The following is a 14,529-nucleotide window of genomic DNA, read 5'->3' as shown; positions in this document are numbered from 1 at the left end:
TACTCCAACTCTTGTAATGTTCATATAGGGCTTCTCCTCATCTTCTGAATGGCAAATTGACACTTACCATTCTGGCGCATTGACGCTGCATTGCTAGGGTGAGGAGGAGTCCATCCCATTGCTTACATTGAGCCGTCGTAAGCTATGCGATTTGAAAGCTCATACATGGGGCGATCACAACGGCGGTGAACGACCAGAGGTAGGCCCACCCAAGTCTTATCTCCCGCGGGCCCAACCATGCGTCCCATGGGCGTAGCGTCATCTGCCAATGTTTGCGCAGATTGCCTGTTTGGCAGCCAGTGGGAATCGACGCAGTAGTGAGTGCGCATGTGTTCTAGCACCGCGTCAGAAACGGCAGTTATAGGCTTGATCTGGAGTGGGTCACCGACCAGCAGGGCGCGGCGAGCGCGCCAGAGTGCGCCGACCGCAGCTTGAGGTGAAGCTTGGCCAGCCTCATCAACGAGCAGCCAACCAATATCACTACGTCCCAGTGAGCCAAATGAATGTGCAAACGAGGCAAAGGTACTGCTTAATACTGGTACAACCATGAATAGCGAAGCCCAAGCTGAACGAATGGCATCATTCGAAAGACCGTGGTATCGGGTGCCAGTTAACATTCCGTTCACCAGTTGTAAATTATATTTTATTCGCTTAGCTTCCAGCTGAAAGAACATTTGATGAAGCTTGAGAGCTTGGATAAAGACCCGCGCGCGTGCTTGACGCCAGCCCTCGATACGCCAAGGTTCTGCCAGCTCAACGTCCTCGCCAAGTCCAATGCTACCGCCTCGCAGCCACTCCAATAGATGGTCGGCTCGGTAGGCGCTTGCTAAATCTATTGTTTCCCCTGTCTGCACTGTAGCTTTATCCCGCAATTGCTGACGCCGGCATTTCGAATCAGCAGACTGCCGGGCTAAAACTGTGTGATAATCATCCAGTTTTTTGATTTGGCGAGTTATCCTATCAAATTCGTATTTTGCTAAATCTCTTTGATCATTCCGCAGTGTGAGTACTCTTGCCCAGTCACGTTGCGCTTTCCAAAAGCTAAATAAATTAGTCCAAAATCCCGGTCGATGAAATCGATGTTGCCTAAGGGCATCTAAGCAATGTTTGAGTGTCATATTGGCTGCATGGATTTCGTCTTCCGCGAGTGCCAGATTCTTTACTGCATTCCCGAGAGCCTCGTCGAGATCGCTAATGGCTTTTGACTCTTCTGTAATCTGCTTTCTCGTTTGCTGGAGAAGCTTGATTAAGTCACGTATTTTGCTGGCATCTGCGCAGGCATTTTGCGCCTCGGTCTTAGCTTTTTTATAGTCACTAATGGCTTGTTGCCACAACGATTTACGCAGTTCAGTTGAGCGGTTTGCGTTCACCTCGGCGTATGCATCCAGCAACCCGATAAAGCCCTTTGGTTCCTCACCCGAGACTGACTCCTCGTTGCGTTGGTCTTCTCGGTGCTCAAAAGCACTTCCTGAATTGGTAGCGGTACATTGCGAATTATTCTCACTGATATTGTCACACTCACTGGATTCGATATCGGCTTCTTCAGATTGAGCGCCTTCGCTCCTGTCGCCAACGAACGGGCGTTGACCGTAGAAATAGCGTTCGACGAAGCGAGTTCGCCGGGCTTTGCTACCCAAGGCCCCAGAGATCAATCCCCAGGCGGGCTCCCCGCTAGTTAGCCCGCCTAGCTCAGCAAAATATTCTGCTTCGGGCAGCCAACTTTCGTCGACTTTGTCGCGCTGAGGTAGTTCGAGTGTGATATTTTCCACCGCACCGTTGTTGGCAGAGGCGACGACAATCTCGAAGCCATATAGGGCGGGGTTAAATTTAAAGCAGGTTTGTGTTTTTCCGTTGTCATTCGCGACCTCGCGTCCGTTACGGTCAAACCCATCAGAAGCGCGATCTAGTCTGGCAAGCTCATCTGCACGGCTGCTTACAACGGAGGCAATTAAATCTCGCAAAAGAGTCGTTTTACCCGTGCCTGGAGGGCCATTGATGCCCAATAGCCCCTCGGCGTTCCCAAGCGAATCTACGACAGAATTAACCGCGAATTGTTGTGAATGCACAAGTCCAAGATGTCGCTCCGAAGGCCAGCAGCTCAATGGGTATGCGTCGGGTATCAATCGATCGATTAATTGCATTGATGCGCTACTTTCGTCAACATGAATCCGACGTAGCGCATCATGCCGAGACAGGTACTGTTCTAGTGGTTTACTTGTTTCACCATCTCTAACACCGTCGGCGATTCGGGCAAGATCTTCGATCAAGAAGCTATTTAACGGATCATTTTCGGGTTCGGGTTTACTGGACTTAAGCGGCTGGGAACGAAAACGAAACACAGATTCGGACGGGGTGCCAAAGAAATTCTCCAAACCTAAGTATTGGCGAATCCAGTAAGTGAGCTCACGCAATGACTCGCCGGTAACTTCTCCGCCAAGTAGTTCATTGACGTGTTCGCCAATGTCTTTCTGGTCATTCTCGAAACCGTGAGACCAGTCCGTTCCCGCCAGTACGCGCCCTAAAAACCATGCTTCGCTGGAAAGTACAAAACTATCTTCAACGAACTGGCCAGCAGTTGTAAATTTTGTTGAAAACAGAGCTGATACTCGATTCTGTGGCTCGCGATACCCCTCGTCAGCGCCGAAAATTTCCTTGAGCTTTTGCGCGACCAGCCGGCTATCGTAAAGGTGAGCAAAGAGAGTGTGACTCCATATATATTGCCGTGGTATCTGCTGTTTAGCTATACGACTTTCTGATGACCACGGTAATACTGGCTGTTTGATGGGCGTATCGTGAATGAACGCCTCGTAAGATCCATCTCTTTTTTTCTTTTTTGGGGCCGTCTGAGGTTGGAGCAACTCAATTGCATGCCAAAACCGGATGATCCTTTCTTGCTCCATCGAAATTCCCTTTTCTTTAAATAATAAATACTTGGCGCAATTCAGGACGTAGTTTAACCGTTGGACGTATATAAGCGAACTAGTTGCAGCTCAATATGCACATTTAGTGACTACGTAGCGTGGTAACAAAATTTAGTAAAAAACTGAGATATTCGTTATCTTGCGAACTCTGATGTGCTGACAAGTACGCAGGGCCAATTCACTAGCAACGACATGATCAACAATACCTCCTTTGGTAATGTAGATTTTATTCTCTATAGCGCTGCCATAAACCCAATCCCTCTCGACGTCATATCGCCATTGCTAGCTATCAGTCGCAACAAATCCTCTGCTGACACATCTATATGGTCTCCTGGTTTTGCTGCCATGATGACCGCAGACAATATCCGCCCAGCGTTATTTCGCAACAATCTGGGATTGATGTTAGTGAGTAGTTCGCGGTCTCTATTTGTCGTGACGCTGACAGTAAGGCAGTCAATACCGTAGTCATCTTTCAACGCGTTATTTAGGATTTCCGAATAAAGCCTCTGTAGTGATTCTGGCGTGGGATAACCGACTTCAATTACTTTAACTCGGGATAGTATTGCAGGTGGAATTGAATCTGTCGTGTTCGCTGAGCCAATGTAGCTGACTTCGGATAGGTCTATTTCCTGCTCAAGATATAAGTCATAAAAGCGCCGGGCACTGTCTTTCTCTAGCATCTGCAGCAGTGCAGGCTCGATACCAGCTACGTTGTCCGCTTTCTTAAACATTGCTTTTTCAAACTCATCAAGAATAATGATCGGGTTGATGTGTTTGCTTTTAGCGGCAGCCTTGGCAAGCAATCCAGCTTCTGGATCACGCCAGCCTCTCTCCATGCCGGTCAATGCAAATCCAGCTCCTAGCGTCGACATTGGGATGTTGTGCATACTCAGGCCTAAAGCTTCAGCGAGCGCAAAGAGGCTGTGTGTTTTACCCACACCAGGCGGCCCTTTGAGTATCATTGGCGGTAAAGTGAATCGATTCGCCGTAAATCGTTCTGCCATTTTCATCGTGTTGAGTACCTCGTCCAAGAATTCTCCCATGTGAGGTGTTTCATCTTTTAAAGTCTCAACCCGATGTATTGCATCGCTGTTTGGTAGCCAGCGTTTAATCGGCCGTGAGAGTTGGCTTAACAAATCAGATAATTCCGGTCCGAAATTGTTAGAAATACTGTTGGTTTTCTCGATCTCAGCTTCACTCATCGCGTGTAGGAATCTGATGGGAGCTTGTTTGGGACGTGTTGTATTGTCGTATTCAAGACGTGGTCGTTTTTCATCCGATGGCATAGGTAGGAAAGTAGGGATCCGGTCGTCAATTAGTGCGAGCGTAATGCTATCGCCTGCACCAGGGCGCGGGTTATTCGACGATACGAGGTCGATAAGTTGTACACGGTCTTGATCAATGTTAGTTGGCAATTGATTATAGAAGTCTAAGATAGTTTTGAGCAGTCGATTCGCCTCTTCGGCGTCTCTTAAAAAGATCCACTTAGAACCGTCGATTGTATCGACGTTAAAAATCAAGTAGGGGGCATCCACGGTATAATGCGTTAGTGTTAACTCTAAGGTGCGGGCTAATTTTTGAGCACCGCCAATCGATACGACCAGAATGCCACGAGCAATGAGTTGTTCAATTTGATGAATCATAGTTGTTCTCATATCCAAAACGACTACCTGTTTATTGATCTGAATTTTTTGTTTGGCATACTGGTTGCGACATATCTAAGCCTCTCGCAATCCATGGCAGGACAGAGTGTTGATAAAACCGATTCACAAGAATAGGGAGCAACCAAGCGGGGTTTTTCTGGAAGCGAATATCCTTATTCACTAGCCGCGTTAGACAGTATTGATAGGCTAGGTTACGGTCCCAACGGTTAAGGTTATCTAGCATCCAAAGCTGATCAGGCGTGCTTATGCAGAGGGTTTTCTGGCGACTAATTTCCTGTTCGACCAAAAACGCCATACCAAGTGCCAGTGTCTGACACTCACTGCGTGACAGATAGCCATACAGATTATTCAAACAGCGCTTATCAACCTGAAAATTAGGCGTCCGCATTCTGCTTAAATGTGACTTGATGTGATTGCGTAGTAGTTGAAGTAGATTCTCTTTTGATACGATGGCCTTGCCGTCTACGCGACCAATAAAATTCAACAGTGCTTCCCAGTTGTCTTCTTCATCGCCTTGCCCAAAGAGTGCGATCAGGGCTTTACCGTTTAGGCTCACTCCTTGCTCCTCGATAAAGGAATCGATAACGTCGGTGAGTAAATTCAGATTTATCATTGTTGTTTTGGTGTTAGTGATCATCGATTAATCCTCAATTCATTGATTGCTGATATCAAACTGCCTAGTAGCGCTGCGCTACGGGTAGAAATCGTTAAATAGTGATGAAACAAGATCATGTGCCAGTGGCAAGGTAAGTTCAGACGGGTGGTATACGTATTGTGCTGCCTGTTCATCGATCCACTGCGCAAGGCGATGACTGGCATCTCCTTCTCCGGGTAGCGACATTAAGCAATGATGTTCAAGAGTCGTTAGTGGTAATCCTCCTGCAAGAATCTCTAGAAGTGCATGCGCCATTTTCATGCCTTCCGTGTGCGTTAGTTTCACAAGCGGCATAAATGGCTGAGGTGAAGGAAATGGGCAGGGCTGCCTGTCCCATATCTGCTCAACTTGGTCCTGAAGGTGTTGGCTTAGTCGGTTGGCGGCTTCCTCAATGGTATCAGTGACGCTTTTCTCTCGATGGACGTCACACTTACTTTCATCGATGAAAAGTTCCTTGCCCGTCATCTCTTCATGGGCTCTGCGCCATGAGCTGATCGCTTCAATGTTGTTTCCTTCCCAGCCCTCCCCAAGACGCATGACCAAACCGTCAGGAAATGGTGACTGAAAATGTTGCGCTAACATAAAAGCAAGCGCTTCGACTTTAGGGTTGATCGGGCTATACATAGTGCTTACCTCTCTGATTCGTTTAGCAAATGATTGTCGTCTTCTGATAAGCGCGCGGTAGGAAATTGGGCGCCGAGCAAACGCTCAAAGGCAGAGCCATCTTGACGAGTTAAATTTGGTACATAACGCGAATAGACCTTGAATAGCATCTCGGTGGAGGTATGCCCCATTTGCCGAGCAATCCATTCTGGTGATTTACCAGCAGCCAGCCATAAGGTCGCGGCAGTGTGACGGGTTTGATAAGGACGGCGTTTGTTTAGTCCGAGGTATCGCAGCAATGGGTACCAGACCCTTCGAGTGATGTTGTTGTGGGAAAGTGGTGTGCCGAGTCGATTGCAAAAGACGTAGGCGTATTCGCCAGTGGCGTTACGTTGCGCGAGAAGGGCATCATAGACTGGTTGCGACATATGGATTTCGCGCTGGGAGCCGTCGTTCTTGGTGTATTCCATTTTTCCCATGACCCAGGTTTCTCGAATGAGAATCTCCCTGCGTTCAAAGTCCACGTACTTCCACATTAGCCCGTCAATTTCGCCGGTACGCATGCCAGTAAAGAAACGTGTGGTGTAGTAGTTCTTAAAATCTTCTCGAACCGTGGTGATAATGCGATGCACGTCGTCGAGCGAAAACGGTTCGATGTGAGATTTCTGTATTTTGAGGGCCTTAATGCCGCGGAAAGGTGACGGGTATTCGTAGCGTTCGGCGCCTTCACTTAACACCTGCCGTAAGGGCATCATAATTTTATTAATTCGGGCGGGAGATAACCCCGTACTGCCATTTTTACGCGGAGTTTTGGTGAGGTTGGCGCGAAAGGCGAGCAGTTGCGCCTTGGTGATTTGATCAAGCGGCATGTCACCAAAAGCCGGACAAAGGTACTTGCGCAAAGTTAAGGCCACATTATCTTTGTGGCTGTCGCGCCAGCTGACTTCTGCTTCAGAAAACCAGGTCGCAGAAAATTCTGCAAAAGTTGGTGTATCCGAATTTAGCTGGCTAATACGTAGCGAGTGATTCTGAAACTCCGCAACCCGATTTGATTTGGGAAAGTAACGCGCGTAGTCGAATGTGTCGAGGGTAATCTCGGCTTCAATGCGTTCAAGAATTTGCTTTGCGCGTTTTTGGTTTGACGGTGTGTCAGTGAGCTTTGTTTGTTCACGACAACGAACATTCTTGTAGCGGAAATCGATATAGATACGGTTTGACCTAACACCTATAGATGCCATCTGATTTTACCTCCTCTACTGAAGACCAGCGATGAGGGAGTCGAGATGAGCTGGCGATGCCATATCTTTTTCGATGCGCTCCCATATATATAGAATTTTTCGGCCGCCGAACGGGCGAATGTAGTGAATGCCTTCAAGGAGGACTGAATCTTTAAGGCGAGTCCGAATAGTTCGTGCGTCGTATTTAATTTTTCCAGACAATTCTTCTGTTGTTAGGTATGTGTTGCTCATATCTAAGCCTCTTAAATCCATCTTATGATGCGTTTATGCATCGTTGGATGTTAGAATACATCAATTTCGATTCGGTGCAAGCAATTTTTGATAGTTTTACGTATCATGTGATTAAAATATTGAGTGAGCGATGCTTTGATGCTGCGGTTCAAGATTAAAGAAATGATTGCGAAGAAGGAGTTTGACGAAAACCGGCGAATTACAATCGCCGAGGTTGCGGAGGCTGCGGGTATACACCGAATGACCCTTTCGAAGATGATCAATCAGCGGGGCTACAATAGCGGAACAGAGAATCTAGATAGATTGTGTGATTTTTTTTCATGCCGAGTTGAAGAGTTGGTTGAACATGTTCCAACTAGATCCGAAGCTGAGGATGAAAAAAAACTTTGATTTACTAAAATATTAAATAAAATTGAGCGGACACCACGTAGTATTTTAAACATACGTTTCTAAGGCTGTTATTTATTAGTTTCATAGACTGGGCCTAAAATGAAAGGATGCTTTAAAAGTCGTGTCAGATCAGGGAGTATCCACTTAGTCTCATGTGCGAATGGCTCTAGCGTCACAAAAGCCGTCATACGTTTGAATTCTGCGCTAGACTGGTATCGACCCAAAGCGGACATTTTAGGCTATGTAAGATAGGTAGTGATGACAAAAGAAAATGAAATTCGCACGGAGAAAGTTTCACCCTCTCAATTTATGAGAACTCTCCGGCCTGAATGTTATTCAGATACAGAAGATCGGATAGCTTATCTTTTGGACTCTCACACCTTGGAATATCATTTAGATTCAATTACCTCCCGTAATCAAACACATGACTTTGAAATATTTTGCCGAAAACTCTGCGAAAGGACGGTTTGTCCAAACTTGCGCGCGCATACAGGACCGGATGGAGGGGGCGATAGCAAGGCTGATACTGAAACATATCCTGTAGCTGAAGAAGTTGCGGCTTTGTTTTATGTTGGCGAGCTAAAGTCAGCACAGGAGCGATGGGCTTTTGCTTTTAGTGCCGAAAAGAAATGGTCAGTCAAGGTTCGCAGTGATGTAAAAGGCATTGTTGAAACGGAGCGTGATTATAAAAGGATAATTTTTGTCACGAGCAGGTTTGCACGGGATAAGGATCGTGCCCGTATTGAGGATGAGCTTTCAGAACAATACGGTATCCCGGTTACAATTCACGACCGATCATGGATTGTAAAAGAGATCATAGAAAATGACCGTAAAGATATTGCCTATAATTACCTGAAAGTCGGCGAAGCCAAAGATGATCCGCTTAGATTGGGACCAACGGACTATTCCCGTACGCAGCAACTGGCAGAAATTGAACAGTCCTTTGATGACCCTGATGCTTTCGCAGGCATGGAGCAACAGCGGGTTACAGAAGCCCTCTTGGCGGCAAAGCTCTCTCGGAATATGGAACGTCCACGCCACGAAACGGATGGCAGGTTCCTCAGGGCTATCCGGCTGGCAGAGGCAGACGGCACTTACCGGCAAAAGTTGGAAGCTAAATACGAACATATTTGGACGACATTCTGGTGGTTTGATGATTTTCAGTTTTTAAAGGATTCATATGAAACCTTTGAAACACTGGCGCTTAAATCCGATCACGCCTTGAATCTAGAGTTTTTAAGCAATCTGCTTCAACTCTTCGTAAACTCCGTTATCCACGATCATATGTCCCGCGATGAATGCAGGTTAGAGGAACGCACGGCTAGGCTCAAGGAAGCATTGGAAAAGATAGCAGCAGATAAAGATCGTCCCAATAATGCGCTTGAAGCGCAAACCTCCCTCCTTATTATCAGGATGAATCAAGCTGTGCTTGATAACAAGCGCGAGGAACTGGTCGGCGTTTGGAACGATTTTTCCATCGCCTTGGAAAAAGCAAGCGGGCTTGGCGAGTATAAAGCTGACCGGTTGGTGCAAATGATTGAGATTGCCGGGAATGTGGCCGGAAATGAACCCGCTTACAATGATCTGGTAGAAAAAACAGCAGAATTTGTTTCCAAACGTAAAAGCGAAGCCGAGGGAGCTTTGATACTCCTTAAACGCGCACAGAAGCTGGATTTTGATAACAACTTTGAAATGATCCGCCTACTTGGAAAAGCTGCTATAGGGCTGACAAAAAAGGAATATGCAGATCATCTTATCGAAGCTCTCGAACTGCTGATGATTGCCTATCGGAGTGCAGGACTGCTTTGGGCGGCACGGGCAAGTTGCGTCTTCCTTGCCGCATCCCTTGTTATGGAAGGCGAAGAAGACAGTGAACTGCCGATCAGTTTCGTTCCTACAATGAAAATTTGGGCTTGGATAGCATTGGAGTTAAGTCATATTCCTGATTTTCTATTTGCTATCCATTTGCTGAATGGCGCTCTGGCTACCTTACCATTGGCGGATGATTCGAAAGAAAAGGTCGGCGAAGATATTCGAAAACTGGATTTGGCTCTGGGCAGCCTATTCCTTAATCTGGATGAGACAAGTCTTTACAAGCTGGAACACTTGCCGGATATAATTGAGGCGCTAGGGTTGTTTATGGCGCGGTCTGCTCTTCTTTATACGCTCGGTCACGCCGATGTTTTACGGGCTGACGGCAGCTTACCCACGGATGAATCCGATGAAGATGTAAACCGCATTTTTTCGATGCTCGCAAGCCAGCCTGTTGCTCAAAACCTGAGCGCTTCTCTTGTCCTAAACATCGAAGAACCGCATATTTTAAACACAACCATTTTGGGTATGACCGTTGAAATCCATATTGAGGGCAACGCTCAATCCGTCCTTATTGCGGAAGCTGTTTTGGGCTCTTTGGAAACATTCTTTGCCACAGCAATTGAACAGCGCATTGTTCCTCATACGGAAAAACTACGGCTTAATGTGGTGGAAAGCGCTGAAGCATCCGAGCCATCTTTTGAGATGAGTGCCATGGATATGACTGGGACTATCACTTGGCCCGTTAATCTCCCTCCTAGCAGCTTTGAAAATCAAAGTGAGATTCATAAATTCTGGGCGGAAGTATCAGGCCATGTCCTCGTTACATGCTGCATCATTGAAGATGCAGAGAAATTTCTGAAAAAGCTTTATACCGATGAGGCGGTACAGCACAGAATGACAATGGTGGCGCTCGCCTCTACCAGTTACCACAGGGTAGCGGCGCGCAGCATTTCCCGAATAGCAGACTGGCAAGATGCTATACAAAAATCTTACGAGTTATGCAGCGAACGCCCGTCGCTAAACCTTGTCCCACTTCCAGAACAAGATGCTAATAAAACAGCATCTCAAAGCGACAGACCACCTATGCCGCAAGATCACCGGGCATATAACGTCAAATCTGTCATTGATATTCATGCGTGGGATCAGGCACAGTGGAGAGGAACAGCTTATGCTCAGGCTGGCCCACATCAACCGCCTTACATGGCGTTTCTTTTTGAAAATGAGGAAGGCGGTAGGAAAATTTTTGAGCGGTGGCAAGAGCGGTTCGGTGCGCAGGATGAAAATGAAGAAATTTACTTATCCATTATCAAACAGCTTCCTGAGCAAGGCGAACATCACTACTGCATCCAGATAACCTCCAAATTACCGGAAAAAGGTAGCTTAAAAACCGACCAAGTAATGACAATGGCCAGTCGGTCTTTAACTATGACGCCCGACAACGGTACTAATTTAGAAAGATTTCTAAAATCCTACCGTCACTTTGGGGCATTCTATATGTTGCCAGCCCTACTAGATGATTCAGGAACCCCCGAATTGGTCTTTGATCTCGCCATCTTAAAACACGATATTACTGTTAAATTTGCTGACGATGTTGGCGAACATGACCTTGAGTCCATGGCGCTTCGAATACGCGGCCTCTCTTAAGAGTTTCATTAGAGAACTCTTAAGAGAGGCATGGTGGCGCGCAATGGGTTAATTATTATATTTTTCCAGAAATTCAATAAATGAGAAATGCAAAACCTGAAATAACTTTAGCTTCATTGATGAACACCGATGTTTCGGAGTTATCCGAGCATGATGCAATGCAGTTGGCGGCCAATATTGTTGATATTTCCGGTGACGAGAATTCTCTACAAGGTTTGGATTATGCCGAGAGTCTTTTAGATAGGCTTATTGCGAGCGGAGTTTCAGATTATCATGCCTGTCGTGCGCATTATTTTCTCGCAAACATTTGGTCGGCGAGATACCAGCTTTCAGGAGATAACGAAGAATGGGGTTGGAAAAGTGAGGTTTTTGACCAGGAATTGCTAGAGCTGCGTAAGGCGGTGGGGCACGACGGATTTCTTGAGTTGCCGCCATTAGAACAGGCACAAATATACACCAACTTGGGTAACGCACTAAACCATATTGGGCGCTTTATTGAGGCAATTGAATATTGGGATAGGGCAATATCCGCAGTCCCTAAATTTGCAATGGCTTATGGTAATCGCGGTCTTGGTCTCGGCCACTATGCCGGGGCGCATTATGATCCTGGGCATGAAGCTGTTCTTATGATGGCAGCCTTTGGCTCTTTTGGTGAAGCGTGTGCCGAAGATGCAATTTTTGATAGCTTCTATCAGGTCAATATCGTTGAAGAATTTTCAAGAAAGATGGGGGCAATTTGGGCTCAATATGATATTCCCTCCATATCAGAAAATACGGATTTTGAAAATCATCCTATGGGAAGAGGAAAGAAAGAGCGCGAATACCGGCAATGGTGTCTCGGAAATCGCCTATTTTTAAACTCTCTTAACGATATTGCCCCTTCACCCATTGCAGCACAAGATATACTCACCCTTCCGTCGTTAACAACACACATTGATGACGGGCCGGAACCACCCGTAGCTATCCATTACTTTAATTTAATTAAGCAGGAATATTGCTCGGCACGTTACGCGTTGTATGAGGGAATATGCTACGAGGGTGTCCATTTTTCAGATAGAAAGGTTCTACTCTACAATACGCTGGACTATCCCGCACATGGTCTTTCTATCGAGCGTATCAAAATGGCGTTTCGCGGGGCTTATGCCGTTTTCGACAAGCTTGCATTTTTGCTGAATGTTTATCTGAATATGGAGCATCCGGAACGGCATGTGAACTTCCGGAATGTTTGGTTAACCCAAAAAAGAGACCTCCATCCTGCTCTTAACGATCTAAAAAACTGGCCGTTGCGCGGTCTATTCTGGTTGTCAAAAGACATTTTTGATAGTTCTTTTCGAGAGTCGACAGAGCCGGATTCTAAGAATTTATATGAATTGAGAAATCATCTCGAGCACAAATTCGTATCTGTTCATGATGGCTTTTTTAGAGGTCTGTCTCCCAACCACATGAAAACTCCAAAGATGGGAATATTCGATATTTCTGTTGATGATCTGATAAGTAAAACACTTCGCCAATTAAAGCTCGCCAGATCAGCAATTATCTATCTTTCACTTGCTATAAACGTTGAGGAAAAGCGTCGATCCGAAAGTCGCGATCCAGACAAAATTAGCGCACAAATGTTCCTTGATGGGTGGGATGATGAGTGGAAGCGGAAAGGTTGATGTTGTTATGGATTACGTATTTACATTTGATGACCATTTTTATAGCCCGGAAATAAATGTGGAGAGGTATATCCGGTCAAAATGTATCGGTCTTAGTCAGGAGGTTAATTCAAAAAAGGTTGTATATTTCGATACGAAATTCTGGCTAGTCGTGCGGGATGTTGTTCTAGGGCGCTCTAAGAGCGCTTTAGAAAAAGAGTTTTACGAAGAAATTGTGAGTCTGGTAGAAGAAAGTCGGCTTATATTTCCCATTAGCCAAGATGTTTTCCTCGAAGTCATTAAGCAATCCGACCCAGAGACACTAGGCCAAACTGTGACGTTGATTGATCGACTTTCTTGTGGCGTTTCTTTGATCAATTTTGAGGAAAGACTGGAATTAGAAATAAAATATTTTCTGTATTCTAGTGTAGGAAAAAGCGTCTATGACTGCCGGGAGAAGGTTTGGACAAGGCTGGCATACAATATGGGTTTTGTTACTCCCTCAAATAAATTCCTTGACCCAGAGACAGATAAAGTAATCCAGAAAGCATTTATCGACCAAATGTGGAATATATCTTTATCTGACATGATCACAACAATAAGTGAAAATGGTGGTCTTTCCAGGCTGGATATGCCTCGACTGTCCGAAAAGCTCAACGAAGGTAAGTTTAATCACGCGCATGAGAATAATTCATTTAAGCAGATGTTTCTTAGTGAGCTTGCCGGATCATTAGATGGGTATGGCAATGTTGTCGCTAAATGTATGGAAGATATGTATGTGGCTGAAACTGGAAAAACCTTGTCTGAGGAAGAAAGGAAAAATTCTGATTCAGGAAAGGGTCTACACAATGCCATTTACAATTTGTTCAGGCTGAACAAGGCAAAGAGTTACTTTCCAACGTTTGATATAATTTCAGGGCTGCATGCGGCAATCAGGTGGGACAAAAACCAAAAGTATCAGAATAACGATCTTCACGATATTAGACACGCTGCATCAGCGCTTCCATACTGTGATGCGTTTTTTACCGAAAAGAGGTTGGCTCATCTGATTACACAGAAAGCCACTAGTTATGATAAAAAATATTCATGCGTGGTAGCATCGTCTGTATCAGAGGCACTTGACGCGATTAAAGTTTTAAAGGCCAAAGTCAACTCCGATCCAGATGGTTCTAAGTAACGAATTTCGACATCACGCTTACTTAATGTCCCGCTAATGGCCGGAAGGGCGAGATACGCCCCCCCTAATCTACACCTCAGTTTGTTCCGCAAGCTCCAAGGCATCGTCAACTTCAATTCCCAAATACCGGACGGTGCTTTCTAGCTTTGTATGACCGAGCAAAAGCTGAATGGCGCGGAGATTTTTGGTGCGTTTGTATATCAGTGTTGCTTTTGTTCGCCGCAGTGAATGCGTCCCGTAATCCAAGGGATTGAGGCCGATTTCGGCAATCCAGCTTTTGACGATGCGCGCATATTGGCGGGTCGAGATGTGCCCCTTGCTGTTGGTTTTCCCTTTGAATAAATAATCGCTGCCAGAAAGGTTGGCTTGCTCTATCCAGTTGGTGAGAGCCGTTCTGGTTTTCTGCGTTATTTCAAATTGTACGGGGTGCGTATTCCGGCCCAACCTGATCACCGCCTGCGACGCAACGTGATCACCTGTTGCGAACGAACGTGATCACTCATTGCGATTTAAAATGATCACTTTAGCGGACTTATCGCAACGGGTGATCAGAT

Annotated in this window: 11 protein-coding genes; 4 read left to right on the top strand and 7 right to left on the bottom strand. The window is 45.9% G+C overall.

Annotated elements, in window-relative coordinates:
- Nucleotides 1–122: 122 nt before the first annotated feature.
- The 6 genes from O9X78_RS19720 to O9X78_RS19695 all read right to left on the bottom strand — a co-directional run bounded on the left by O9X78_RS19720 (nt 123) and on the right by O9X78_RS19695 (nt 7,312).
- On the bottom strand, nt 123–2,900 hold the full coding sequence (locus tag O9X78_RS19720; protein ID WP_269621428.1) for a hypothetical protein: 2,778 nt from the start codon (nt 2,898–2,900) through the stop codon (nt 123–125).
- Nucleotides 2,901–3,154: 254 nt separating this feature from the next.
- Nucleotides 3,155–4,564, bottom strand: coding sequence for an AAA family ATPase (locus tag O9X78_RS19715; RefSeq protein ID WP_269621427.1), 1,410 nt, complete (start codon nt 4,562–4,564; stop codon nt 3,155–3,157).
- A 31-nt stretch (nt 4,565–4,595) separates the two neighbouring features.
- Nucleotides 4,596–5,222 (bottom strand): hypothetical protein, encoded by a 627-nt coding sequence (locus tag O9X78_RS19710; RefSeq protein WP_269621426.1) that lies wholly within the window; start codon nt 5,220–5,222, stop codon nt 4,596–4,598.
- Between the two features lie 54 nt (nt 5,223–5,276).
- Entirely contained in the window at nt 5,277–5,864 is a 588-nt protein-coding gene (locus O9X78_RS19705) for a hypothetical protein (protein ID WP_269621425.1), read from the bottom strand.
- A 5-nt stretch (nt 5,865–5,869) separates the two neighbouring features.
- Entirely contained in the window at nt 5,870–7,081 is a 1,212-nt protein-coding gene (locus O9X78_RS19700) for a site-specific integrase (RefSeq protein WP_269621424.1), read from the bottom strand.
- 15 nt (nt 7,082–7,096) lie between these two features.
- Nucleotides 7,097–7,312 (bottom strand): hypothetical protein, encoded by a 216-nt coding sequence (locus O9X78_RS19695; RefSeq protein WP_123182717.1) that lies wholly within the window; start codon nt 7,310–7,312, stop codon nt 7,097–7,099.
- A 138-nt stretch (nt 7,313–7,450) separates the two neighbouring features.
- On the opposite strand from O9X78_RS19695, the gene O9X78_RS19690 reads away from it, so the two are divergent.
- From O9X78_RS19690 to O9X78_RS19675, 4 genes are all read left to right on the top strand, one after another.
- Nucleotides 7,451–7,702, top strand: coding sequence for a helix-turn-helix domain-containing protein (locus O9X78_RS19690; RefSeq protein ID WP_123182716.1), 252 nt, complete (start codon nt 7,451–7,453; stop codon nt 7,700–7,702).
- 258 nt (nt 7,703–7,960) lie between these two features.
- Nucleotides 7,961–11,161: a hypothetical protein gene (locus tag O9X78_RS19685; RefSeq protein ID WP_269621423.1), complete on the top strand. Its 3,201-nt coding sequence runs from the start codon at nt 7,961–7,963 to the stop codon at nt 11,159–11,161.
- 80 nt (nt 11,162–11,241) lie between these two features.
- Complete coding sequence (locus tag O9X78_RS19680; protein ID WP_269621422.1) at nt 11,242–12,819, top strand: LA2681 family HEPN domain-containing protein; 1,578 nt, start codon at nt 11,242–11,244, stop codon at nt 12,817–12,819.
- A complete protein-coding gene (locus O9X78_RS19675) occupies nt 12,797–13,975 on the top strand; it encodes a hypothetical protein (RefSeq protein ID WP_269621421.1) in 1,179 nt (392 codons plus the stop codon). The genes O9X78_RS19680 and O9X78_RS19675 overlap by 23 nt, the downstream gene beginning before the upstream one ends.
- 69 nt (nt 13,976–14,044) lie before the next feature.
- Here the strand turns inward: O9X78_RS19675 and O9X78_RS19670 are convergent, their stop codons facing one another.
- Complete coding sequence (locus O9X78_RS19670) at nt 14,045–14,419, bottom strand: tyrosine-type recombinase/integrase (protein ID WP_269621420.1); 375 nt, start codon at nt 14,417–14,419, stop codon at nt 14,045–14,047.
- Nucleotides 14,420–14,529 lie beyond the last annotated feature (110 nt).

Source organism: Zhongshania aquatica (genome assembly GCF_027257955.1).
Lineage (GTDB): Bacteria > Pseudomonadota > Gammaproteobacteria > Pseudomonadales > Spongiibacteraceae > Spongiibacter > Spongiibacter aquatica.
The sequence above is the reverse complement of the archived record's forward strand: the minus strand, read 5'-3'. Positions and strand labels throughout refer to the sequence as shown.

What these genes read in the sequence shown, in the direction of transcription:
- O9X78_RS19715 (WP_269621427.1), bottom strand. Translation starts at nt 4,564, where the DNA reads ATGATTCATCAAATTGAACAACTCATTGCTCGTGGCATTCTGGTCGTA.
- O9X78_RS19720 (WP_269621428.1), bottom strand. Translation starts at nt 2,900, where the DNA reads ATGGAGCAAGAAAGGATCATCCGGTTTTGGCATGCAATTGAGTTGCTC.
- O9X78_RS19685 (WP_269621423.1), top strand. Translation starts at nt 7,961, where the DNA reads ATGACAAAAGAAAATGAAATTCGCACGGAGAAAGTTTCACCCTCTCAA.
- O9X78_RS19675 (WP_269621421.1), top strand. Translation starts at nt 12,797, where the DNA reads ATGAGTGGAAGCGGAAAGGTTGATGTTGTTATGGATTACGTATTTACA.
- O9X78_RS19705 (WP_269621425.1), bottom strand. Translation starts at nt 5,864, where the DNA reads ATGTATAGCCCGATCAACCCTAAAGTCGAAGCGCTTGCTTTTATGTTA.
- O9X78_RS19690 (WP_123182716.1), top strand. Translation starts at nt 7,451, where the DNA reads ATGCTGCGGTTCAAGATTAAAGAAATGATTGCGAAGAAGGAGTTTGAC.
- O9X78_RS19680 (WP_269621422.1), top strand. Translation starts at nt 11,242, where the DNA reads ATGAGAAATGCAAAACCTGAAATAACTTTAGCTTCATTGATGAACACC.
- O9X78_RS19710 (WP_269621426.1), bottom strand. Translation starts at nt 5,222, where the DNA reads ATGATCACTAACACCAAAACAACAATGATAAATCTGAATTTACTCACC.
- O9X78_RS19700 (WP_269621424.1), bottom strand. Translation starts at nt 7,081, where the DNA reads ATGGCATCTATAGGTGTTAGGTCAAACCGTATCTATATCGATTTCCGC.
- O9X78_RS19695 (WP_123182717.1), bottom strand. Translation starts at nt 7,312, where the DNA reads ATGAGCAACACATACCTAACAACAGAAGAATTGTCTGGAAAAATTAAA.